Here is a 19,863-nt window from a genome sequence, read left to right on the forward strand (position 1 = left end):
ACATCAGCGCCGGACCGAGAATCCAGTTCAGCACCAAGGAAAGCACCATCGTGCGCTTGTCCTTGGTCACGGTGTCGAGCTTGTCGTAGCGGACCTTCGCCAGCACCGGGTACATCATCAGCAGCAGACCGAGCGCGATCGGCAAGGAGACCTGCCCGATCTTCACCGCGTCCAGAACACCTTGCAGGCCAGGGATCACACTGCCCAGCAGGAGCCCGGCGCCCATCGCGACGATGATCCAGACCGGGAGGAAACGGTCCAGAAAGGACAGTTTGTGCAGGACGTCGGTGTCGGCCGGGGCACCGGCTTTGTCGGCGGTTTGAGTCACGGGCTGGTCTCCAGAAAGTGTGGAAGGTGAGGGTCAGGCGTCGAGGATTTCGGCGACCAGGCCGCGGATCCGTCGGTCGATCTCGTCGCGGATCGGGCGCACCGCCTCCACGCCCTGACCGGCCGGGTCTTCTAGCGGCCAGTCCAGGTACCGCTTGCCGGGGAACACCGGGCAGGTGTCGCCGCATCCCATGGTGATCACGACATCGGAGGCTTCGACGTCCTCGGTGGACAGCTTGCTCGGCACCTCGGCCGTGATGTCCAGGCCCCACTCCGCGAGCGCCGCTGCTGCTGCGGGGTTCACCTTCTCCGCGGGCTCGGAGCCCGCGGACCGGACGGCGATACGCCCGAGCGAGTAGTGCTGCAACAAAGCGGCGGCCATCTGGGACCGGCCGGCGTTGTGCACGCAGACGAACAACACCTCGGGCGAGCGGGTCATGCCGGTATTCCTTTCCTCTAAAGGGGATATCAGTCGATGAGTTCGTCGAGCAGGTGCCGGACGCGGCGGCCGATGTCGTCCCGGATCCCGCGGACCACGGCCAGCGGCTGGCCCATCGGATCGGGCACGTCCCAGTCCAGGTACCGCTTGCCCGGATAGACCGGGCACGCGTCCCCGCAGCCCATCGTGACCACGACGTCGGCGGAGCGGACGACCTCGTCGGTCAGCGGCTTCGGGAAGGCTCCCGCGAGGTGGATGTCCAGCTCGTTCAGCGCCTCGGTGATCACTGGCGGGATCTCGCCCTGAGGTTGCGATCCGGCGGATCGGACCATCACATGCCCGTAAGCGTGGTGGTTGAGCAGTGCCGCGGCCAGCTGGGAACGGCCGACGTTGTGCACGCACACGAACAGCACCTGCGGTGCGGTCACCATCGTGAGCCCGTCGACCTTGGCGAGGTCGACCAGCCGCTGCCGCGCGAAGCGGGCAGTCAGCGTCGGAAGGTAGACCTTGACCGTCGCCGAACGATCCAGCAGCCGGAAGGTCTCCTCGACGAACTGCTCGATCGTCTCGCGGCCGAACGTGCCGTGGAACCGGTCGGCCAGCTCGTCGGTGATCCGGTCGAGCTGGTCCAGCACCTCACGGCCGGGCAGCCCCTCGGTCGCATGGGTCATGACGTCTCCTCAAGAGGCACTGGATCGACTTCTGTCAATGCAATTGAAGAGCTTGTATCGAGCTTTGTCAATCCAGTGGGTATGGTGGGCTCCAGTAGCACCGGGCGCGAAGGAGGGCACGTGGCGAGCGAGAACAGTCGCAGCCGGAAACCGGTCGCCGTGACCCTGCTCATGGCCGAACCCGCAGCGGTCGTCGACCCCGGCGACGCCGAGGCGGCGGCGAAGCTCTTCAAGGCGCTGTCGGACCCGGTACGAATCCGTCTGCTGTCACTGGTGCGCTATTCCCCCGGAGGTGAGGCCTGCTTCTGCGACCTGGCCGAGGAATTCGACATGCCTCAGCCGTCACTCAGCCATCATCTGCGTGTTCTGGTCTCCGCCGGAATCCTCGAACGGGAACGGCGTGGGACTTGGAGCTGGTACACCGTCGTCCCCGAACCGCTCGAAACCCTCGAAACCCTGCTCCGGTCCGGCGGCCCGCTCGCTGACCTGCCCGCCCGCCTCACCGAAGCGGCGCGTGACGACAGATGCTGATCACGTGACGCTGCCAACACAGCAGCTTCACGCCAGCGCCATGCCCATCGCCGCGCGAATCACGAACACGAAACCGATCCGGTCGTGACCATCGGCACCATCGGGCAGGCGGCGGGCCTCTTCGCCGCCACCAACGTCGACGACATCCTTGTCCTGGCCTTGTTCTTCGCCCAAGGCGCGGGCCGACGCGGCACGACCCGCGCTGTCGCTCTCGGCCAGTACCTCGGCTTCATCGCCATTCTCGCCGTCGCCGTCGCGGCGGCATTCGGCGCCACGTTCCTGCCGGAGAAGGCTGTCCCCTACCTCGGCCTGCTGCCGCTCGCGCTCGGAGCCAGGGCCGCGATCCAGGCATGGCGGCTCCGCGACGACACCGCCGAGGAGAGGCCCGCCGCCGAGAGTGGCCCGAAGCTTCTTTCGGTGGCCGCCGTGACCTTCGCCAACGGCGGGGACAACATCGGCGTCTACGTACCGGTCTTCGCCACCGCTGGCGTTGGCGGCATGACCGTCTACGTACTCGTGTTCCTGCTCCTGCTCGCGGTCTGGATCGCGGCGGGCCGGTACTTCGCCACCCGCCCGGCCATCGCGAAGGCGTTATCGCGGTGGGGGCACGTCCTGCTGCCGATCGTCCTGATCGGCATCGGCCTGCTCATCCTCCTCGAAGGCGGCGCGTTCGGACTCTGACGGCTCGCGTCAGCGGGTGAAGATGCCGCACACGGCGGTGGCGGCGCAGGACGCGGCGGTGTAGGTGCTGGCTCGCGCCTTGAGCTGGTCCAGGGCGTGCTCGGTCGCGCGCAGGTCGGCGATGCGGCGGCGAACGTTGCCGAGGTGGCGGTCGATGAGTTCACTGACGCGTTCGCACGGGGCTTGGCCGGTGTCTCGGAGGGCGAGGATGTCCCGGATATCGGCCAGCGCGATACCTGCGGCCTGAGCGGTGCGGACGAACTCGAGCCGGTGTGCGGTATCGGGGCAGTAGTCGCGGTAACCGCTGGATGTGCGAGGCGGTTCAGGCAGCAGGCCGGCCTGCTCGTAGAACCGGATCGTCTTGGTGCTGACCGCGGCGGTCCGGGCGAGTTCGCCGATGCGCATGGCGCCGACTCTACGCCTTGACCTTCCAGTCGAGTGGAAGGTTTACGGTCGTCATCGAGTTCATCGCGTGTGTCACGAAGCAGAGGTTGGGTGTCATGGAATTGGTCGTACTGTCCGTTCCGGACTGTCCACATGTCGCGCTCATGGACGATGCGCTGCGGGCGGTGCTCGCCGATCGCCAGGGCATCCGGGTGGTTCACCGTCAGGTCCTCGACCACGACCAGGCCGAGCGGGAAGGCATGCGTGGTTCGCCGACCCTGCTGGTGAACGGGATCGACCCGTTCGCCGAGCCGGGTTCACAGCCGAGCGTGTCGTGCAGGCTGTTTCGTGACGAGAACGGCCAGGCGCGGCCAGCGCCCTCGAAGGCGGCCGTGGCCGCCGCACTCGCCCGCGCGGGTGGAACCGAGTCATCGCCGGCGCGCCTGCCGCAGCGACTGCGCGACATCTTGGGTGTCGACGGGCAGCGGCGCCGTGCCCCGGAAGAGCGGGGACAGTGGGCGATCCAGCAGGCGGTCCTGCGTTCCTTCAGCGCAACCGGAAGCCCGCCGACGGCGGACGAGTTGGCGCAAGTGGCAGCGGACTCCTCGACCACGGCCTCGCAGGTGCTCGCCGCGTTGCATCGCGGCGACTTTCTCCGGCTGGACGAGGCCGGGCGCATCACCGCTGCCTATCCGTTTTCGGCGCTACCGACCCGGCATCGGGTCACACCGGAGGGAGGAGTGACGGTGTTCGCGATGTGCGCGGTCGACGCTCTCGGGATCCCGGCGATGCTGGCCACGGACGCGGAGATCGTCTCGACCACACCGGACGGCGCCGAAGTCGTCGTCACGGTACGCGGCGGACGTCCCAAGGCCGAGCCGTCGACTGCGGTGGTCTTCGTCGGCGCCGGCTGCGACGCGGGGCCGACCGCGGAGGTGTGCTGCGGTCATCTGAACTTCTTCACCAGCCGCGCTGATGCCGAGCACTGGGCCACGGCACACCCCGACGTCCCGGGAACGATTCTCGGTATGGACGAGGCGAGTGAGCTGGGGCGCGAGATCTTCGGCTCGCTGCTGACCTGATAAGGGCTCAGTCGGCGGTGCGAACGGGTTTCGCGGGAAGATGCGTACCGCGCCCGTTCACGCGGGCGTGAGATGGGTGTGGTGAGCGGACCAGGGTAAGACTGGTCCGCTCACCACACGTTCATCACTCCACGGTCCTCGCGGACGCTGTCATCTACTCGGGCTTGCAGATGCAGTCACCGTCCACGCTGCTCGCGCAGACCTGCGCGCCCTGGCCGCCCTGGATCTCGTCGAGTTCGGTCTCGGTGAGTTCCTGCGGCGGGGCAGTTGTGATCTCCATGTGTCACCTCCTGTCGCGTACTGATGCGGTCTCAGCGCCGGGTGGCGTGAGCGTCGAAAACCTGCGACAGGCCGGTGGCCTCGCTCGTGCGCTGGATGTCCGGCGTGCAACGGTGACGCGGCCGATCGGGTTTCACGGCAGGATGACTGTTGCGCCCCCGTGGTGGCGGGCGTGAGATGGCCAGGTGGTGGGCGGGCCAGGGTACGACTGGCCCGCCCACCACCCGGTTCTCATCGCGGAGCCGGGTCAGCAGCCGCAGCCGCCGTCGACGGTCAGGGTGCAGCACGGACCGCCGTCGTGACCGCCCTGAATCTCCTCGAGTTCGGCTTCGGTGAGTTCGGGCGTGACGATGGTGTCTTCCATGGTTCATTCACCTCCTTTCGGCATCTGGTGTGTGGTTCTCGCCGCCTGCTGGGGCGGTGAGCAGGGAAGCCGGGCTCGCCGGCTCGGCGACGGTGACGCTCGCGGGGCGGCCGTTGGGGGGCTGGTCGATTTGGGCGGCGACGAGCCGGGCGTAGTGCTCGCCGTGGGCGAGCAGGTCGGCGTGGGTGCCGTGTTCGGCGATGCGGCCGTGGTGCAGGACGAGGATCTGGTGGGCGTCGCGGACGGTGCTCAGCCGGTGCGCGATGACGACCTGCACGCACTTCAGGTCGGCGAGGTTGCGGTGGATACGGGCTTCGGTGGCGGCGTCGAGGTGGCTGGTGGCCTCGTCCAAAAGCAGGATCCGGGGTTCGCGTACGAGCGCACGGGCGAGGGCGAGGCGTTGCCGTTGCCCGCCGGAGAGACCGCTGCCGCGTTGGGCGAGCTGGGTGCCGTAGCCCATCGGCATCGCGGTGATCTCGTCGTGCAGGCACGCCAGCCGGGCCGCGCGTTCGATCTCTCCGGCGGGGACTGTGGTGTCGCGCAGGGTGATGTTGTCGGCGATGGTGCCGGCGAACACGAACGGCTCCTGTGGCACGACACCGATCTGGGCGCGCAGCGCACGCGGGTCGAGGTCTTCGGCGGCGATGCCGTCGAAGCCGATGTGGCCGCCCGTGGGGGTGTAGAGGCCGAGCAGCACCATGCCGAGGGTGGTTTTGCCGGAGCCGGTGGCCCCGACGACCGCGACCTTCTCTCCGGGCTCGACGCGGACACTGATGTCGTGCAGGACCGGCGGGCTGAACAGGTCGTAGCGGAATCCGACCTGCTCGAGGTCGATCCGGCCACGAAGGCGGTGGCCCGCGGCCGCGGGATCGCCGCGTTCGGCCGGGCTGTCCAGGACATCGGCGAGCCGCTGCAGCTGGGCGCCAGCCAGCTGCAGCCGTTGCCCGTTGGCCACCACCGTCGCCAGCGGCGACACGATGGCCGACGCGAGCCAGGCGACCGCCAGCATGGTGCCGGGGGTCATGGTGCCGGCGAGCACGCGGGTCACGCACAGCCACAGCACCAGCAGCGGCGTCAGCACCCGCAGCGCCGTGGTGACGGCGTCGACGACGGCGGCCAGGTAGGTCCGGCCCAGGGTGGCGCTCATCCAGCCGGACAGCAGATGCCCCAGACGGCCCAGGGCGCGGTCTTCGGCGGCGGCGGCCTTGTAGGTGGCGATCCCTTCCAGGGATTCGACGAGATAGCCCTGGGTTTCGGCCTGGGTGGCCAGATCGGCGGCCATCCGTTCACGGACCGAGCGGGTGGTGGCGAACAGCAGCACCACCACCGCGGCCAGCACCCCGAGCACCGCCAGCGCCACGGGCAGGTCGAGCGCGGCCAGCACACCGAGGTAGGCCAGCACCAGCACGGCGTCCAGCAGCGACCCGAGGGTCTGGCCGGTCATCAGGTCACGCAGCATCGCGATGCTGCCGAAACGGGTGACGAGGTCGCCGGTGCTGCGCTGTTCGAAGAACCGCAGCGGCAACCGGAACAGGTGCGCGCTGAACCCGAGCAGCGCGGCGGTGTCGAGGCGGCCCTGCAGATACACCAGCAGTGACGATCTCAGCAACGTGGTGATCAGCTGCGCCGCGGCGACCACGGCGATGCCGATGCCCATCAGCGACAGCACATCGGTGGACCGCAACGCCGGCAGGTCGTCGACGACGGTGCGCGTGGCCAGCGGCATCGCCACCACGAGCGCCTGGGCGACGATGCTGACCGCGAGCACCTGCAGCAGCAGCGCCATGGTCCCGGGCAGCCGCCACAGCGAGCGCGCATAGGTCCGCCAGAAGGGCTCCCCGGACGCCGGGCGCGGCTCGAACTCGTCGCCGGGACCGGCGCCGAGCACCGCGCGGCCGAGGCCGGTGCGGAATTCCTCGGGCGTCAGGCGACGGCGTCCACGGCGGGGATCCATGATGTCGACACGCCGCGGCGACAACCGTTCCACGACAACGAAATGGTTGCCTTCCCAGTGCGCGATCGCGGGCAGCGCGACCGCCGTGAACGCCTCGGGTGTGGCGGCGTAGCCCGTCATCGTCAAGCCGCAGGCGCGTCCGGCGCGCAGCAGCCCGCCCGCGCTGACCCCGTCCCGCCCCGGAGCGCACAGCTCCCGCAGTTCCCGCACCGGTGTGGGCCGCCGGTGATAACCCAGGATCATCGACAAGCACGCGAGACCGCATTCGGCGTTGCTGGACTGCAAAACCAACGGCACCCGGCCGCGCGGCCGCGCCGTGCGCGTCACAGCAGTCCCCCGATCACGATCGCCAGAACCCCCAGGCAGACCGCGGCCACCACCAGCAAGACCCACAACAGGCTCAGCGCCGGCGCCCGCACCGCGGCGGGAAGGATGTCGCGCTCACGGCCCGCGAGCACCCGGGCACCTTCATCGGTGAACACCGTGCGCTTCTTGTTCTCCCCCAACGGTTCCCCACCCCTTCGACGCTGTGGTCGGGTCACGGTCTCGCGGCGGTCGTCTCCTGGGCCGCCACCGTGCCGAGATCGTTCTGGTTCGGCGCGACATCCAAATCGATCACCGCGGACAAGTGCTCCGTCGCCGCACGATCGACCGAGTAGTACGCCCAAATCCCGCGCTGCTCCCGACGCAGCAACCCCGCCGAGACGAGTTGCTTCAGATGGTGGCTAACGGTGGATTGCGCCAGCTCCATCGCCATGGTGATGTCATAGACGCACACCGGGGAGCTTTGGCGTGCCAGCAGATTCACCAACTGCACCCGATGCGGGTGCCCGAGAGCCTTGAACAACACAGAGATCTGCTTGGCCTCATCGGCGGGCAACCGCGGCGTCGTCAAGGGAACGCTGCACAGCGGAACCCCGGACGGCGGGATCGGAGCGCACTCGGCCTCCGACGGGGCGACCATCACGGTCCGCTCCACTAGAGTCACATCAACCCCCTCATCGAGATACCTCGATGTACTAGATCCAGGTTCTTCGATGTGTCCGACCGTACGAGCCCCGTGCTCCAACGCACAACCCCCGCCACCGGAATGGTCCAACTACCGGCGACAGGGGCTGTCACAACGCGTGCGTCACTACAGAGCCCTCAGGCTCACACGAAGCCGGCCTTCGCGGTCTCGTAGAACTTCTTCATCTCCGCGTTGGCGGCCACCGTGGTCTCCAACGCCGATACGAACTCCTCGGCCAAGCCGCCGGGCAGCACGGCGAGGATGCGGTCATCGGCGATGTCGGTGAAGGTCCGCATGCCGATGCACCCCAGCGCCATCCGCGGCGTCTGGCTCTTCAACGCCAGCGGCAAGGCCGCACAACCAGGACGGCCAGAGACATCCATCGGGGACGCGGTCCACTTCGCGTTTCCCGCGGCCTCGTTGTAGATCATCGCCTGCGCCGGCGTCAGCCACAGCAGGATCAGGTCGGGTTCGATGGGAAACTCGGCGAGCGGCCCATAGACGATCCCCGCACTCTTCTTCTCCACCGAGGGGATGTTCGCCGCCTCGTCCGGATCGAGGTACCGGGCGTCGCACATCGACTGCACCAGCCCGCCAAGCACCTCACCAGTCGCCGCAGGCAGCTCGAAACCCATCACCATCGCCCCGACCGGGCAGTTGAAATGCTGCTCGGCGGCGGCGTAAAATACCCCCTTCTCCGCGACGCGCCAGAGGTTACAACTGGAGGGCACAGCCTCGGTCGAGACCGCGACACCCTCGGGTGGCCCGTCGGTGAACGTCAACGCCACCGGCGGAAGATCCGTCGACAACAGGTCTGTGATTCGTGCAGCAGCGTGAGCGTGCTCCATTGTGCGCCTTTCACTGGTCATCTGATGGTGGCGGAACACGATCACCCGGCCGACGACACTCCTTCTACGTGAGGACGGCAGCCCAGCAATGCGGAGTTCCCAGATTTCCTTCGTGCCAGCCGAGAAATAGTGCGCAGACTCGCCCTCTCCGAGATAGGAGGGAAGGAGCGTGCGACGGACGTCGTTGCGGTACGAGCCACGACTTGGTCACCCCACCCCTCGACCTGCGCACTATGAACCCCGGACCTGGGGCCGCGATGATCAAGACGAGATCCGCGAACCCGGGTAGCCGATAAATCCTGCCCCCCGTTGAGCCGACAGCGCGTCGTCCACTCGGGTGCAACGTTGATCCCGTCGGCTACCCCTCCCGAACGCCGGCGAAAACTCTAAGTTCCGCGATTCTCTACGAATACCAGCAAGTACCTCCTTACATACTGCGAAAGACTGCACCAGTTTGCTTCAGCGCCGTCGGATTCGTCTCATACTCGGGCCTCCCCGCTGTGATTCTTGGCAAGCCGCCGAGTTGACGACGACACTCGACGGCCGAATCGCTGATTCCCAGGGAGCGGCGAAAGGCACCGGGCGCTCCACTATTTCCGATGTAGCTTCGCCAAGCTTGTCGCGGATTCCTTCCCGCTCACCACCACGTCGTCCATCTCGACTCAGCGGGCACCGCTTTCGCTTCGACCTGATGTGTGCAGGGATGTGGGCTCACCAGCCCGACTGCGCCGACCCGGGCCCAGAAAACGACGGCGATCGGGTCCCGCGCCGATCGGGAGCATCGTCCAGTCGTACCGTGCTCCTCGGTCCAGGGCGGCGTTCACCAGCACACGTCCCCGCGCGGCGACGGCGGTGTTTCTCCTCGACCTCGACATGAATGAGGATCGCGCGTCGACCGGACACAGAGACAGGCTGGCTTCGTCGAAGACCGTAACCCTAGCGAAGCTGAATGACGCCGATCCCGGACGAAACCGGTGGGGCAAGACAACTAGCCGCAAGCCGTACTCGTCCGCGACGGTTTCCATGACCTGCCGATCGACAGCGGTGTCGATCATCGCCCACACGGGCGTCGATCATCGCCCACACGCCGCCCTCTCCTGTCAAAGCGTGGCAGGCCTCGCACAAACACTCCGGTGCACGATAGTCCTGCGACTAGCCCTGTCGAACCCCCGCCACCGCGAGATTGCGGCCCCACGGGCACCGCTTTGGGGCGCCCCGCCCCTGGCCGGGTCGGAACCTCCAGCGTTCGCCATTCCCGGTTCGTCCTGATCACCGGAAATCACGCGACTTCGACACCAGACCCTGCAGATCCAACGGCCGCACCTGGGAGCGGGAGTCCGATGAGACGCTGAACCTCGCGGACATCCTCGGTGGGGGCCGGGAGGTCGGATCTCGCGGGCGGTTGCGGGGTGTAGTCCCGCAGGAGGTTCATGATCTGCTGCCACGGTTGGTTCACCGGTGCGGTCACGAATACCCACCTTCTCGTCGTTACGTCCGGGCTCGGCGCAGGGCGAGTAGACCACGTCGAGCCTGCGGCCGCGCTCCTGATTCAACGAACATCCCCGTCTGCCACGAAGCGCACGTTCGTTCGACCGCCCGCTCATGCCGATGTCGGTTCAGGCACGACAGGAAGCTTGGCGCAGAACGTAATCGAGAGGCAGACAGGGCAAGATCGCGCGATACTCCCTGGGTGATCACGATGCAGCCCGTTCTGGAGGCCCACGCGACAGGCGGCTTTGTCCTCTGGCCTGTCGCCGAGGTCAAAGCGTTCGGGTATATGCCGCTCAACGGAGAACTCACGCATCTTGAGGTCGGTACAGCGGTGATGAGCATCGCCGGCTGCAACGACATCGACCCTGAGGACGGCCTCCGCCCGCCTCGCCCCGCCGACCCGCTAGGGTCGTTCCTGCATGGCCTGCTCCCCTTTGACACCCTCTTCGCGGCCGGCGGCTTGCGGGTGACAGACAGTGCCACGGGCGTGGCATTCATGCCGGGCTGCTGCAACGGCCTGGAGGACTGGCGCGAGTGGCACCAGGTCCTTGAGGACAACGGCCAGGTCTGGTTCGGGCACGATCCCGATCCGCGCGCCGAACGCCACGGCGATGCCGTCCGGTTGACCGTTGACGCTGAGCAGAGCGCCAGCCCGGTGATCGAGTTGCCTGCCACCGATCTCCGGCACCTCCTCGCTGGAGTCGAACACGACCTCACCGGCTTCCTCGCGCTGGCAGCCGACTGGGCTGAGAGGAACCTGCCCCGCCACGTCGCCGTCCCGGTCATCGCGGCCCTTGCCCGCGCACTGGACCTCCCGGCAGCCGCCGAACCGCCTGTCGGAACCCGTGACGCACCGACACGTCCTTGACTCGAGGCGGAGATACCGAGGAGCGCAAGACCGCGTCGACGGATCGCTGGCGGATCCACCAAAATCTCCGTTGATCTCGCTCGACGACGGACAGGACAGCGCCTAGTCGTCGTTCCACTCGCGATCGGCTTTGTCTGCCGTTTCGGTGCGCTGCTGGGCGATTTCCAGCGCCCGGCGCGCGGTCGCCTCGTCCGGGTAGGGGCCGAGCCGGTCGATGGATCGCGACAGTGTGCCGTGTTCGACCTGCCGGGTCGTGGTGTTGTAGTACCACTTCGGATCGGGAACGGGTCTGCGTCCTGGCGGTCGTCACTGGTCATGGTGAACTCCTCGTGGTTGCCGGGCCTGCCGGTGGATCCGCCAAGAAATCGATGGTGGGTACGAAGAAGAGTCCGCCGGTCACCGCGGTGGATACTTCGAGGATGCGATCCGACCGTCCCGGTGGGTCGCCGAGGATCATGCGGTTCAGCATCTCTTCGATCACACCGGGATCGGCGGTGTAGCCGGCGAAGTACGTGCCGTACTCGCCGTGGGCGATCGATCCGAAGGGCATGTTGTCGCGAAGGATCTTCCGTTCCGTGCCGTCGCCATCTTCGATCGTGGTCAGCGCGACGTGCGAGTCGGCCGGTTTCACCGCGTCGGGAAGCTCGATGTCATCGAGCATGCGGCGGCCTACCGCGAGTTCTCGTTCCTCGACCGGCATCGCGCTCCACCGGTCCAGGTCGTGCACGTACTTCTGCACCACCAGATATGAGCCACCCACGAACTCAGGGTCGTCCTCGGCGCGCACGAGCACTGCGGCGCTGGCGGCGTCACCGGTGGGGTTCTCCGTACCGTCGACGAACCCGAGCAGGTCCCGCCGGTCGAAGTAGCGGAATCCGGCCACCTCGTCGGCGACGGAGACGGCGTCACCAAGACTGCCGACCACGCGGCGGGCCAGTTCGAAACAGGTGTAGAGCCGTTTCGCGCGCAGGTGCAGGAACAGATCGCCCAGGGTGGCCGGTGCGCGGTGCCGTGGGCCGACCACTTCGCGGAAGGGGTGCAGCCGCTCCGGTCGCGGACCGGTGAACAGCCGGTCCCACGCTTCCGAGCCGATGCCCACGACACAGGTCAGCGCCTCGGCTGGAAGCGGAAAGCCGACCGACCGGATCATCCCCGCGAGCTCCGGCAACAGATCACGCGCGGCCACCTCCCCTCCTGGCCGGATGGTGAGGGTGAGGAACAAGGCGCTTTCGGTCAGCGGGGCGAGCACGTTTTGCGGCTCTGGCACCGGATTCTCCGATCGTGTGGTGGGGTTCGGCGTGGAGAGCTTCAGACCAGCCGCGGATCGTCCGGGATCACTTCGCAGGTAGGATCGACCTGCCGTCGCTCGGCGGATCTGACGACTTTCCCGGTACCGCAACCGATCCACCTCACGTTGATGCCTTGCGGTTCGTCCTGACCGGGGCCGGCACCGTCCCGCGCGGAATCGGCGGGAGCGACGTGATAGGTCCGGAGGTCTTCGTCAGTGTTGTCCACTTTGGATACCTCGAAGGCGAAAAGTGCGACTCGCTCGCCGACGGCAGGATGATCCGGCGGCCACGGGTTGTCGAAGAGTCCGCCATCCGGGTTTCCGATGATTTTGGCCGTGATCGACCGCGGTTCGTTCATAGTCGTTCCCGATGTTCGAAGTGTTTTATTCGCTACCGGACCGCTCGGGCGCCGACGACGCCCCGCGAGTCCGTCGCCCAGGATTGAGGCTCAAGGCCTGCGCAGCGGTCACCAGTTCGGCGATCGCACGCGGGTCGGTCATGGACCGGCCGGTGAGTTCGCGGATCCTGCGCAGCCGGTACCGGACGGTGTTGGCGTGGCAATGCAGGCTCTGTGCGGCGCGTTCGGTGGACCCGCCGTGCGACAGATAAGCGTGCAGAGTTTCCAGGAGGAGGTCACGTTCCTCGGCGGGCTGATCGAGAATCGCGCCGAGGACCTCCTCCGCCAGCCGCCCTCCCTCGTCCGGGTCGTAGGCGAGGAACGCGGCCAGCGGGCTGGGGTTGAACGCGCGGACGTCCGGTTTGCCCGGCGGGATCCCGGCGAGCGCCGTCCGCGCCAGGTGGAGAGCACGCGGGGTGTCGACGAGCGACCGGTAGAGCGGGCTCACACCCGCCCTGGTCACCGTCACTTCGCGCAGGGCGGCCAGCATGGGTTCGCGCTGTTCGTCGCGCAGGGACACCACCCCGGCCTGCAAGGTGGGGGTGAGCTGCCAGGCCGAGACGATCCCGAGACGGGTCAGGCGCTTTTCGATCCCGACCAGGCTTTCCTCGGCAAGACCACGGGTCTCGGCCGCCACCACCGCCAGCTTCCCGTCGAGGGACAGGCCGAGCAGCTTCCCCGCTTCCCACGGCCCGGCGTCGAAGACGCGCTGCCCGGTGAACAAGGCCTCGGCCAGCGCGGAGCGACGCCGCTGCTGGGCGACCAGCAGTTCCGCGCTCGCCGCCCGGTACGCCTCGGTGAGGAGCATCGCGTGTTCGTCGGTGACCTGCCAGAGCAGGCTCGCGACGTCGACGAGCGCGTCCATCGCGCCCGGCTTGGCGTGGAGCCGGGCGTGGTTCACCAGGAGATCCCAGAGCATCGAGCAGCCGATCCGGTAGACCTGCAGCACCTCCGGCAGTGGAGCGCCCTGGTGCGCCCGCCTGCTGCCCGTCTCGTGGGGGGCAGCCAGGTCGTCGTGGGTCTCGGTGCCGGCGAGCGCGTTCACCATGAAGCGCATGTTGACCGCGATGGAGCGATGCAGGTCGTCGCGCGGCACCATCTTCTCGTCCCGGTACAGCGCGATGCGGTCGCAGGTGGCGGCGTACACGTCGTCGATCAGCCGGGGCAGCCGTGGCTCGACCCAAGCGACGAGTCCGGCGAGGACGGCGTCCGTCACCCGGCCACCGCCTTCGACAGCGGTCGGCCGGGGCGGTGAATTCCGTCCACGCCGCGCATCCCCAGGATGCTACGTGGACCTACCTCCACGGCGCATTTTTCGCGCGACCGACTCACCCGGCCACCTCGGAATCCGGGTTCTCGTAGGTGACGGCGAGGTCGCCCGCGTCCAGCGCGACGCGTTCCCGCAGGATCGAGATCGCGTCCTCGACCGACGGCTCGATGACCGGCACGGGCCGGAAACGCCGTTCCAGCGCGGCCTCCTTCTCGAAGTACCTGCGGTATTCGTCGGCGGTGGTCGCGCTGATCATGTGCAGCTCGCCGCGGGCCAGTATCGGCTTGAGCATGTTGCCGGCGTCCTCGGTCGCCTACTCACCGAGGAACTTCGAAGCGTCCTCCACGAGCTTCCGCAGAACGAGCGCCGAGACCTCCTCCGGCGCGTACGACTTTCGGTACACGTCGAAGGGGCCAGCGTCCAGGCCGGGGACGACGTCGTAGGTGACCTCGTCGTACCGGCGCCCGATGAACCGTTTCGCGGACGAATTCGTGCACCGAGATCGATGCCTACCGCTTTCGCCATTACGCGCTCCCTGAATCGATGATTCGCCGCTTGGTCTACTGAAGGGGCTCCGGCAGTGTCAAGACGAGCGGTGCGTGCGTCGATTCTTTCCTGGGCGTATGTGGCGTGCCACAAGGAACTTTGTCGGAGGCCACACTGAACGTGTCCGAATCCGGTGACCCCCGCCCACGATGAGAGGGTCCCACACGATTGTGTGTTTTCATCGACACCGGGGCCCCCGCTCTTCCGCCGGGGCACGGTCCATGGTCGGATGATCCAGGAACGGCGCGAAAACGGGAGTGTGGACGATGAGCGATCAGGATGGCCGCGACCGGGAGCAGGACGAGCGGTCACCGGAGTTCAAGCCCTACCACCACCCGGCGGCCGGATGGGGAGCGGCGAAGAGCGTCACCGGATTCCTGATCCGCGAAGGCGAACTCGTGAACGGGCCGCGTGCGATCCGGAAGATGAATCATGAGAACGGTGGTTTCGACTGCCCCGGCTGCGCGTGGCCCGATGACACCAAGGGCCTGCATCTGGATATTTGCGAAAACGGAATCAAACACGTCACTTGGGAGATGACCCGGAAACGGGTTGGCCGCGAATTCTTCGCCACGCACACCGTCAGCGAATTGTCGGAGTGGAGCGAGTTCGAACTCGAAGACCAGGGCAGGCTGACCGAGCCCATGCGCTACGACGCGGACAGCGACCGGTATGTCCCGATCTCCTGGCCCGAGGCCTTCGAACTGATCGGCCGTACGCTGAGGGAGCTCGGCAGCCCCGACAAGGCGGCGTACTACACCTCGGGAAGGCTCGGGAACGAAGCGACCTTCCTGTATCAGCTCATGGCCCGCGAACTGGGGACGAACAACCTCCCGGACTGCTCCAACATGTGCCACGAGGCGAGCGGCCGCGCCCTGCAGGCGGCGCTGGGCACCGGGAAGGGCACCGTCGACCTCGAGGACTGGGAACGCGCCGACGCCCTGTTCATCCTCGGCGTCAACGCGGCTTCCAACGCGCCCAGGATGCTCACCGCGCTCGCGGAAGCCTATCACCGGGGCGCGCAGATCGTTCACATCAACCCGCTGGTCGAAGCGGCCGCGACGCGGACCATCATCCCCCACGACTTCGCCAAGATGGCGACGTTCCGCGCCACGCGCACCGGAACCCTGAACCTGCAACCACGCATCGGCGGCGACATGGCGCTGATCAGGGGGATGGCGAAGGCCGCGCTGGAGCAGGCCCGCGAAGATCCCGGCGCCGTCGACATGACCTTCATCGAACGCCACACCACCGGGTTCGAGGAGTACCGAGCCCTCTGCGAAGCGACCCCCTGGGAGGAGATCGAGCACCAGTCGGGGGTCTCCGTCGCCGACATCCGCGCCGCGGCCCGGATCTACCGCGATGCCGACCGCAGCATCGCCAGCTGGTGCCTGGGCGTCACCCAGCACGAACACGGTGTCGACACCGTCCGCGAGATCGTCAACCTGTTGCTGCTACGAGGAAACCTGGGCCGCGAGGGCTCGGGACCGTCGCCGGTCCGAGGGCACAGCAATGTCCAGGGTAACCGCACCTGCGGTATCGATCACCGCCCGGCCACCGCCTTCCTCGACCGGCTCGGCGAGGTCTGCGGCATCACCCCGCCGCGGCACCACGGCCTCGACACGGTCGGCACCATCGAAGCGATGCACCGCGGCGAGGTGACCGTTTTCGTCGGCATGGGCGGCAATTTCGTCCTCGCGGCGCCCGACACGCCCTACACGTCCGCCGCCCTGCGCAAATGCGCGCTGACGGTGCAGGTCAGCACGAAACTCAACCGGAGCCACCTCGTCCACGGCAGGCAGGCACTGATCCTGCCGTGCCTCGGCCGCACCGAGAAGGACGAGCAGCGCGGCGGGTTGCAGTCCACGTCCGTCGAGGATTCGATGAGCATGGTCCATCTGTCCGTCGGCATGAAGCGGCCCGCGTCCACGCACCTGCTTTCGGAGCCGGCGATCATCGCCGGGATGGCCCGTGCGGCACTGCCGGACAGCGCCACGCCATGGGAAGCCTACGTCGAGGACTACGACCGGATCCGCGACACGATGTCGCAGGTTTTCGACGGTTTCGAGGACTTCAACCGGCGCGTTCGGCAGCCACTGGGGTTCCGCATCCGCCAGCCCGCCAGGGAACTGGTCTTCCACACCGCTTCCGGACGCGCGGAATTCTCCGCCGCCGCCCTGCCGGACGTCATCCCTGCTCCCGGAACGCTCGCGCTGGGCACGATGCGGTCCCACGACCAGTGGAACACCACGATCTACTCGGACAACGACCGGTACCGCGGGGTCAAGAACCTGCGCACGCTGATCTTCATGAACGCCGACGACATGCGTGAACGGGGCCTGAGCCAGTTCGACGACGTGGACATCACCAGCACCGCCAAGGACGGAACCACTCGCAGCCTGTACCGCTACAAGGTGATCCCCTACGATATCCCCCGCGGCTGCGCGGCCGGCTACATGCCGGAGATGAACGTCCTGTGCGCCATCGGCGACTACAGCACCCAGAGCGATCAGCCGATCATGAAGCACCTCAAGGTCACGGTCGAGCCGTCGGCCTGAACTCCACGTTCACGGGCCGATCGCGGCACGGACCGCGGACGAGCACCGCCGCCGCGATACCGGCGACGAGCCCGATCAGGGTGTCGAGCACCCGGTCGGTGAGCAGGGGCACCGGTTCGGCCGGAGTGGCCAGTTCGGTCATCACCATGATCAGCGGCGTGAAGAACCCGAGTGCCAGCCCGTAATGGCGGGACATGAACAGTTCGGTGGGAAACAGCAACGCAATCACGGACAAGGCCAGCAGCGTCTCACTGAAGTCCGGCAGGAGCAACAGAGCGGTGACGCCGAGTCCGGCGAACGTGCCCAGCACCCGGTGAGCGCTACGGTGAAGGACACTGCGGACACCAGGATGGAGACGGTTGCGCGCATCGACCGCGGCCAACGGCACGGCCGCGGAGGCCATCGCCCAGTTCGCGTGTTCGACGCCCAGCAGCAGACCGCAGAAGCCCGCCGCCGAAATCGCCGCCACGTACCGCGCCGCGTGCACCACAGCGCACGACCTTCGCCGCCCGCGTTCGCAGTCCTCCTGTCCGCAGGTAACCCCCGGCGGCGAAATCGCTGACCTGCCAAGGACTCGCTTCGGACCGGTGAGTCCGATGAGGACACAGAACAGGACCGTCCCGGCGCAGATCGAGAGGCCCGCCCCGTCGGCGGGGACGAGGGCGATGGCGCCCAGCGCGAAGATCCCGAAGAACGGTCCTCGGGGGACGAGATCGAGCCGGTTCGTCACCAACGCGCCCGCGAACGCGAATCCGGCCTCGGTGACCACCAGGACCCACGGCCGGGCGTGACAGGCAGAGAGAAGCGTCCCGACGGCGACGCCGGTCAGCAGGATCGCTCCCCCTTGCGCCTGGTGCCGAAGACGGAGACCGCGGGACTCGGCCCGCCCGTACATCCCCGCGAAAGAGCCGAAAGCGGCGAAGATGATCAGCTCCGGCCGCCCGGCGAAGAGCAGCGCCAGCCCCGGGACAAGCAGCCCGACCGCTACCCGGCATGCGTGAAGCCAGTCACCTTCGGCGAAACCGAGCCCGGCCGGCAGACGTGCCGATGGCCGGACAGCGTGCAAGGCCGAGCTCCGATCATCAACGGCAGGGGTACGAATCCAGTCTGCCGGACGACCTATCCGGACGTCTCGCCGAAATGCTGTGGAGTGCCACGACATTCTTTGTGTCTGTCCACTGTGGTGTCAGGTTCGGCAGGTGGGCGCTTCTCGGTCCCGACGTCGTCCGCGACCGGCCAGCCGAGTCCGACCTCGGCCACCAGCATGTCGAAGATGGGGGTGGCCGTGTCCTGCACCGCGCTCATCCGTGGTCCGGCGCGGTACTGGCCGGGATCCGGCGACGGGCGCTCTGGCCGGGGCCGCGTCCGATCACCTCGCGCACGATCGGCTCCTTGGCTGTCTGCGCCTGGAGATATGCCTGTCGCAGGCCTGCGCGGGCGCGGTGGGCCAAGGCGGCGACCCCGTTCGGCGATACGCCGAGAACCGGTGCCAGCTCGGCCGGGGTGTGACCTTCGGCGACAGTGCTCCACAGCACGGCGCGCCACCGCACGGGCAACGTGTGAAAAGCGGACCTGACCAGCTGATCGGACGATGCCTGCAATACCGGCCCGTCGGCTCCCTCGACCTCCTCCGTCGCCGGGACCACCGCATGGGGCTGGACCCGGAGCCGGTGACGGCTCCACTGGGCGGCGAGGTTCCGCATGGTGACGACCAGGTACGGCCGCAGTTCATCGCGCGGCCCGCCGCCGTCGCGCACGGCGGAGAGAACCCGGGTGAACGCCTCGGCCACGAGGTCGTCCCGCTCGGCGGGCTGGCTGACCCAGCACGCGGCGATACGGCGCAGCGGCCCGGCATGCCGCCGGAAGAGCAGGTCACCCGCGCCGATGTCTCCGTCCCGGATTCTGCCGAGCAGTCTCGCGTCCGGCGGGGCGTCGTCGACGGCATCCCACATCGCATTCTCCAGATTCCGGTTGATCAGCAAGCGAGAGTTCGCACGCACCCTCCGCCACGAAGTAGCACACAAAGTAACAGATACAACGACGTAGCCCTTACTCTGACGGTATGCTCGGAGAGGTGATCTCCTCTTCAGCGACCACACGCCCCGGCGATGGCCGTGCGACCCGCTGGGCAGGGCAGCGCGAGCGTCGTCGTCGCGAGTTCGTCGACGCGGCACTGCGAGCGATCGCCGAGAACGGACCTCAAGTCTCGACAACACATATCGCCGACGAGGCCGGTATCGCGCGGCCACAGCTGTACAAGCACTTCGACGACGCGACCGACCTGCAACGAGCCATCGCCGATGAAGCCGCGCTGCTCGTCACCACCGCGCTGCGGCCGCTGTGGGAACTCCGGGGAAGCGCGATGCAGCTGATCACCGTTGCGGTCGACGCGCACACCGGCTGGCTCGCCGAGAACGGCAACCTCTACCGCTACCTGAGCCTGCACTCCTACGGAGACCGGGACGCGGTCGCCGACGTCAGGACCGTCATCGCGCGACAGCTCACCCAACTATTCGAGCACTACATGACAATGTTCGAAATGGACACACGGGTCGCCGAATCCATCGCGTTCGGCGTCGTCGGGCTCGTCGATTCCTGCGCCGCTCAATGGCTCGAAAACCCGAACGGCGTTCCGAGAGCCGAACTTGCAGACCTGCTCACTCGCTGGATTTGGCGTGTGCTCGACGACACGCTCCGCGCGGGCGGCGACGAACTCGACCCCCACCTCCCGCTGCCACCGCCCCCGCCACCACCCGCGTTCCAACCGGCCTGAGTTGTCCGCTCGCTCGGGCAAGGCACTTGCCCGACGGTCCCAATACGGTATGCCCATGGACAGACGATCGCCTTTGTCCGCGATCACCCGGCTCGCCGGCGC

At 67.6% G+C, this 19,863-nt stretch carries 23 protein-coding genes and 1 pseudogene; 6 read left to right on the forward strand and 18 right to left on the reverse strand.

The features are described from left to right. From DMH03_RS40640 to DMH03_RS40650, 3 genes are all read right to left on the reverse strand, one after another. Window positions 1–328: arsenic resistance protein (locus tag DMH03_RS40640; RefSeq protein ID WP_370311040.1), on the reverse strand; the 328-nt coding region annotated here is incomplete at its 3' end. 33 nt (window positions 329–361) lie between these two features. Then, the gene (locus DMH03_RS40645) at window positions 362–766 is read right to left on the reverse strand and encodes an arsenate reductase ArsC (protein ID WP_125797328.1); all 405 of its coding nucleotides are present in this window, start codon (window positions 764–766) and stop codon (window positions 362–364) included. Window positions 767–795: 29 nt separating this feature from the next. Next, window positions 796–1,437, reverse strand: coding sequence for an arsenate reductase ArsC (locus DMH03_RS40650; protein WP_125797329.1), 642 nt, complete (start codon window positions 1,435–1,437; stop codon window positions 796–798). Between the two features lie 120 nt (window positions 1,438–1,557). Here DMH03_RS40650 and DMH03_RS40655 point away from each other — a divergent pair, with 120 nt between their 5' ends. After that, window positions 1,558–1,968 carry a helix-turn-helix transcriptional regulator gene (locus DMH03_RS40655; RefSeq protein ID WP_199749215.1) on the forward strand — a complete coding sequence of 137 codons (411 nt, stop codon included), beginning with the start codon at window positions 1,558–1,560 and terminating at the stop codon, window positions 1,966–1,968. A gap of 84 nt (window positions 1,969–2,052) precedes the next feature. Next, window positions 2,053–2,649, forward strand: a complete 597-nt coding sequence (locus DMH03_RS40660) for a cadmium resistance transporter (RefSeq protein WP_125797330.1) — start codon at window positions 2,053–2,055, stop codon at window positions 2,647–2,649. Between the two features lie 9 nt (window positions 2,650–2,658). On the opposite strand, the gene DMH03_RS40665 is transcribed toward DMH03_RS40660, so the two are convergent. After that, the gene (locus tag DMH03_RS40665; RefSeq protein ID WP_125797331.1) at window positions 2,659–3,054 is read right to left on the reverse strand and encodes a heavy metal-responsive transcriptional regulator; all 396 of its coding nucleotides are present in this window, start codon (window positions 3,052–3,054) and stop codon (window positions 2,659–2,661) included. Between the two features lie 95 nt (window positions 3,055–3,149). On the opposite strand from DMH03_RS40665, the gene DMH03_RS40670 reads away from it, so the two are divergent. After that, entirely contained in the window at window positions 3,150–4,115 is a 966-nt protein-coding gene (locus tag DMH03_RS40670; RefSeq protein ID WP_125797332.1) for an alkylmercury lyase family protein, read from the forward strand. A 154-nt stretch (window positions 4,116–4,269) separates the two neighbouring features. Here the strand turns inward: DMH03_RS40670 and DMH03_RS40675 are convergent, their stop codons facing one another. The 5 genes from DMH03_RS40675 to DMH03_RS40695 all read right to left on the reverse strand — a co-directional run bounded on the left by DMH03_RS40675 (window position 4,270) and on the right by DMH03_RS40695 (window position 8,614). Then, complete coding sequence (locus tag DMH03_RS40675) at window positions 4,270–4,395, reverse strand: bacteriocin (protein ID WP_125797333.1); 126 nt, start codon at window positions 4,393–4,395, stop codon at window positions 4,270–4,272. 370 nt (window positions 4,396–4,765) lie between these two features. After that, window positions 4,766–7,039 carry a peptidase domain-containing ABC transporter gene (locus tag DMH03_RS40680; RefSeq protein ID WP_158633164.1) on the reverse strand — a complete coding sequence of 758 codons (2,274 nt, stop codon included), beginning with the start codon at window positions 7,037–7,039 and terminating at the stop codon, window positions 4,766–4,768. Continuing rightward, a complete protein-coding gene (locus DMH03_RS40685) occupies window positions 7,036–7,194 on the reverse strand; it encodes a hypothetical protein (RefSeq protein WP_158633165.1) in 159 nt (52 codons plus the stop codon). The genes DMH03_RS40680 and DMH03_RS40685 overlap by 4 nt, the downstream gene beginning before the upstream one ends. 56 nt (window positions 7,195–7,250) lie before the next feature. Continuing rightward, on the reverse strand, window positions 7,251–7,676 hold the full coding sequence (locus tag DMH03_RS40690) for a helix-turn-helix transcriptional regulator (protein ID WP_125797416.1): 426 nt from the start codon (window positions 7,674–7,676) through the stop codon (window positions 7,251–7,253). A gap of 188 nt (window positions 7,677–7,864) precedes the next feature. Continuing rightward, the gene (locus DMH03_RS40695) at window positions 7,865–8,614 is read right to left on the reverse strand and encodes a DUF169 domain-containing protein (protein WP_199749217.1); all 750 of its coding nucleotides are present in this window, start codon (window positions 8,612–8,614) and stop codon (window positions 7,865–7,867) included. A 1,654-nt stretch (window positions 8,615–10,268) separates the two neighbouring features. Between DMH03_RS40695 and DMH03_RS40700 the strand changes: the two genes are divergently transcribed. Then, window positions 10,269–10,928 (forward strand): hypothetical protein, encoded by a 660-nt coding sequence (locus tag DMH03_RS40700; RefSeq protein ID WP_199749229.1) that lies wholly within the window; start codon window positions 10,269–10,271, stop codon window positions 10,926–10,928. A gap of 102 nt (window positions 10,929–11,030) precedes the next feature. Here the strand turns inward: DMH03_RS40700 and DMH03_RS42770 are convergent. The 6 genes and pseudogenes from DMH03_RS42770 to DMH03_RS43090 all read right to left on the reverse strand — a co-directional run. Next, window positions 11,031–11,216, reverse strand: a pseudogene (locus DMH03_RS42770) (hypothetical protein); the annotation flags it as partial. Between the two features lie 25 nt (window positions 11,217–11,241). Continuing rightward, on the reverse strand, window positions 11,242–12,195 hold the full coding sequence (locus tag DMH03_RS40710; protein WP_125797337.1) for a Dyp-type peroxidase: 954 nt from the start codon (window positions 12,193–12,195) through the stop codon (window positions 11,242–11,244). Between the two features lie 41 nt (window positions 12,196–12,236). Further along, window positions 12,237–12,443 (reverse strand): hypothetical protein, encoded by a 207-nt coding sequence (locus DMH03_RS42775; protein WP_233611883.1) that lies wholly within the window; start codon window positions 12,441–12,443, stop codon window positions 12,237–12,239. 157 nt (window positions 12,444–12,600) lie between these two features. Continuing rightward, window positions 12,601–13,830, reverse strand: coding sequence for a CdaR family transcriptional regulator (locus DMH03_RS40720; protein WP_233611886.1), 1,230 nt, complete (start codon window positions 13,828–13,830; stop codon window positions 12,601–12,603). 112 nt (window positions 13,831–13,942) lie between these two features. After that, entirely contained in the window at window positions 13,943–14,176 is a 234-nt protein-coding gene (locus tag DMH03_RS40725) for an ATP-dependent Clp protease ATP-binding subunit (RefSeq protein ID WP_125797339.1), read from the reverse strand. 21 nt (window positions 14,177–14,197) lie between these two features. Beyond that, complete coding sequence (locus tag DMH03_RS43090) at window positions 14,198–14,425, reverse strand: Hsp70 family protein (protein WP_370311042.1); 228 nt, start codon at window positions 14,423–14,425, stop codon at window positions 14,198–14,200. Between the two features lie 271 nt (window positions 14,426–14,696). Here DMH03_RS43090 and DMH03_RS40735 point away from each other — a divergent pair, with 271 nt between their 5' ends. Continuing rightward, the gene (locus DMH03_RS40735; RefSeq protein WP_125797340.1) at window positions 14,697–16,988 is read left to right on the forward strand and encodes an FdhF/YdeP family oxidoreductase; all 2,292 of its coding nucleotides are present in this window, start codon (window positions 14,697–14,699) and stop codon (window positions 16,986–16,988) included. On the opposite strand, the gene DMH03_RS40740 is transcribed toward DMH03_RS40735, so the two are convergent. Genes DMH03_RS40740 through DMH03_RS40745 form a run of 3 tightly spaced genes read right to left on the reverse strand, consistent with a single transcriptional unit; the run spans window position 16,966 to window position 18,940 of the window. Continuing rightward, window positions 16,966–18,054, reverse strand: coding sequence for an FUSC family protein (locus DMH03_RS40740; protein ID WP_233611889.1), 1,089 nt, complete (start codon window positions 18,052–18,054; stop codon window positions 16,966–16,968). The two genes, DMH03_RS40735 and DMH03_RS40740, sit on opposite strands and share 23 nt — an antisense overlap. A 53-nt stretch (window positions 18,055–18,107) precedes the next feature. Beyond that, the gene (locus DMH03_RS42190; protein ID WP_158633166.1) at window positions 18,108–18,293 is read right to left on the reverse strand and encodes a hypothetical protein; all 186 of its coding nucleotides are present in this window, start codon (window positions 18,291–18,293) and stop codon (window positions 18,108–18,110) included. Continuing rightward, window positions 18,290–18,940, reverse strand: coding sequence for an RNA polymerase sigma factor (locus DMH03_RS40745; protein ID WP_125797342.1), 651 nt, complete (start codon window positions 18,938–18,940; stop codon window positions 18,290–18,292). The genes DMH03_RS42190 and DMH03_RS40745 overlap by 4 nt, the downstream gene beginning before the upstream one ends. A gap of 110 nt (window positions 18,941–19,050) precedes the next feature. On the opposite strand from DMH03_RS40745, the gene DMH03_RS40750 reads away from it, so the two are divergent. Continuing rightward, on the forward strand, window positions 19,051–19,761 hold the full coding sequence (locus DMH03_RS40750; RefSeq protein ID WP_125797343.1) for a TetR/AcrR family transcriptional regulator: 711 nt from the start codon (window positions 19,051–19,053) through the stop codon (window positions 19,759–19,761). The last annotated feature ends 102 nt before the right edge of the window (window positions 19,762–19,863 follow it).

The sequence above is a fragment of the Amycolatopsis sp. WAC 01376 genome (assembly GCF_003947415.1).
Taxonomy (GTDB): Bacteria; Actinomycetota; Actinomycetes; order Mycobacteriales; family Pseudonocardiaceae; genus Amycolatopsis.

Excerpts from the sequence above, each read along its gene's own strand:
- DMH03_RS40645 (WP_125797328.1), bottom strand. The coding sequence starts at position 766 with ATGACCCGCTCGCCCGAGGTGTTGTTCGTCTGCGTGCACAACGCCGGC.
- DMH03_RS40650 (WP_125797329.1), bottom strand. The coding sequence starts at position 1,437 with ATGACCCATGCGACCGAGGGGCTGCCCGGCCGTGAGGTGCTGGACCAG.
- DMH03_RS40665 (WP_125797331.1), bottom strand. The coding sequence starts at position 3,054 with ATGCGCATCGGCGAACTCGCCCGGACCGCCGCGGTCAGCACCAAGACG.
- DMH03_RS40670 (WP_125797332.1), top strand. The coding sequence starts at position 3,150 with ATGGAATTGGTCGTACTGTCCGTTCCGGACTGTCCACATGTCGCGCTC.
- DMH03_RS40675 (WP_125797333.1), bottom strand. The coding sequence starts at position 4,395 with ATGGAGATCACAACTGCCCCGCCGCAGGAACTCACCGAGACCGAACTC.
- DMH03_RS40690 (WP_125797416.1), bottom strand. The coding sequence starts at position 7,676 with ATGGTCGCCCCGTCGGAGGCCGAGTGCGCTCCGATCCCGCCGTCCGGG.
- DMH03_RS40700 (WP_199749229.1), top strand. The coding sequence starts at position 10,269 with ATGCAGCCCGTTCTGGAGGCCCACGCGACAGGCGGCTTTGTCCTCTGG.
- DMH03_RS40725 (WP_125797339.1), bottom strand. The coding sequence starts at position 14,176 with ATGCTCAAGCCGATACTGGCCCGCGGCGAGCTGCACATGATCAGCGCG.
- DMH03_RS40735 (WP_125797340.1), top strand. The coding sequence starts at position 14,697 with ATGAGCGATCAGGATGGCCGCGACCGGGAGCAGGACGAGCGGTCACCG.
- DMH03_RS42190 (WP_158633166.1), bottom strand. The coding sequence starts at position 18,293 with ATGAGCGCGGTGCAGGACACGGCCACCCCCATCTTCGACATGCTGGTG.
- DMH03_RS40745 (WP_125797342.1), bottom strand. The coding sequence starts at position 18,940 with ATGTGGGATGCCGTCGACGACGCCCCGCCGGACGCGAGACTGCTCGGC.
- DMH03_RS40750 (WP_125797343.1), top strand. The coding sequence starts at position 19,051 with ATGCTCGGAGAGGTGATCTCCTCTTCAGCGACCACACGCCCCGGCGAT.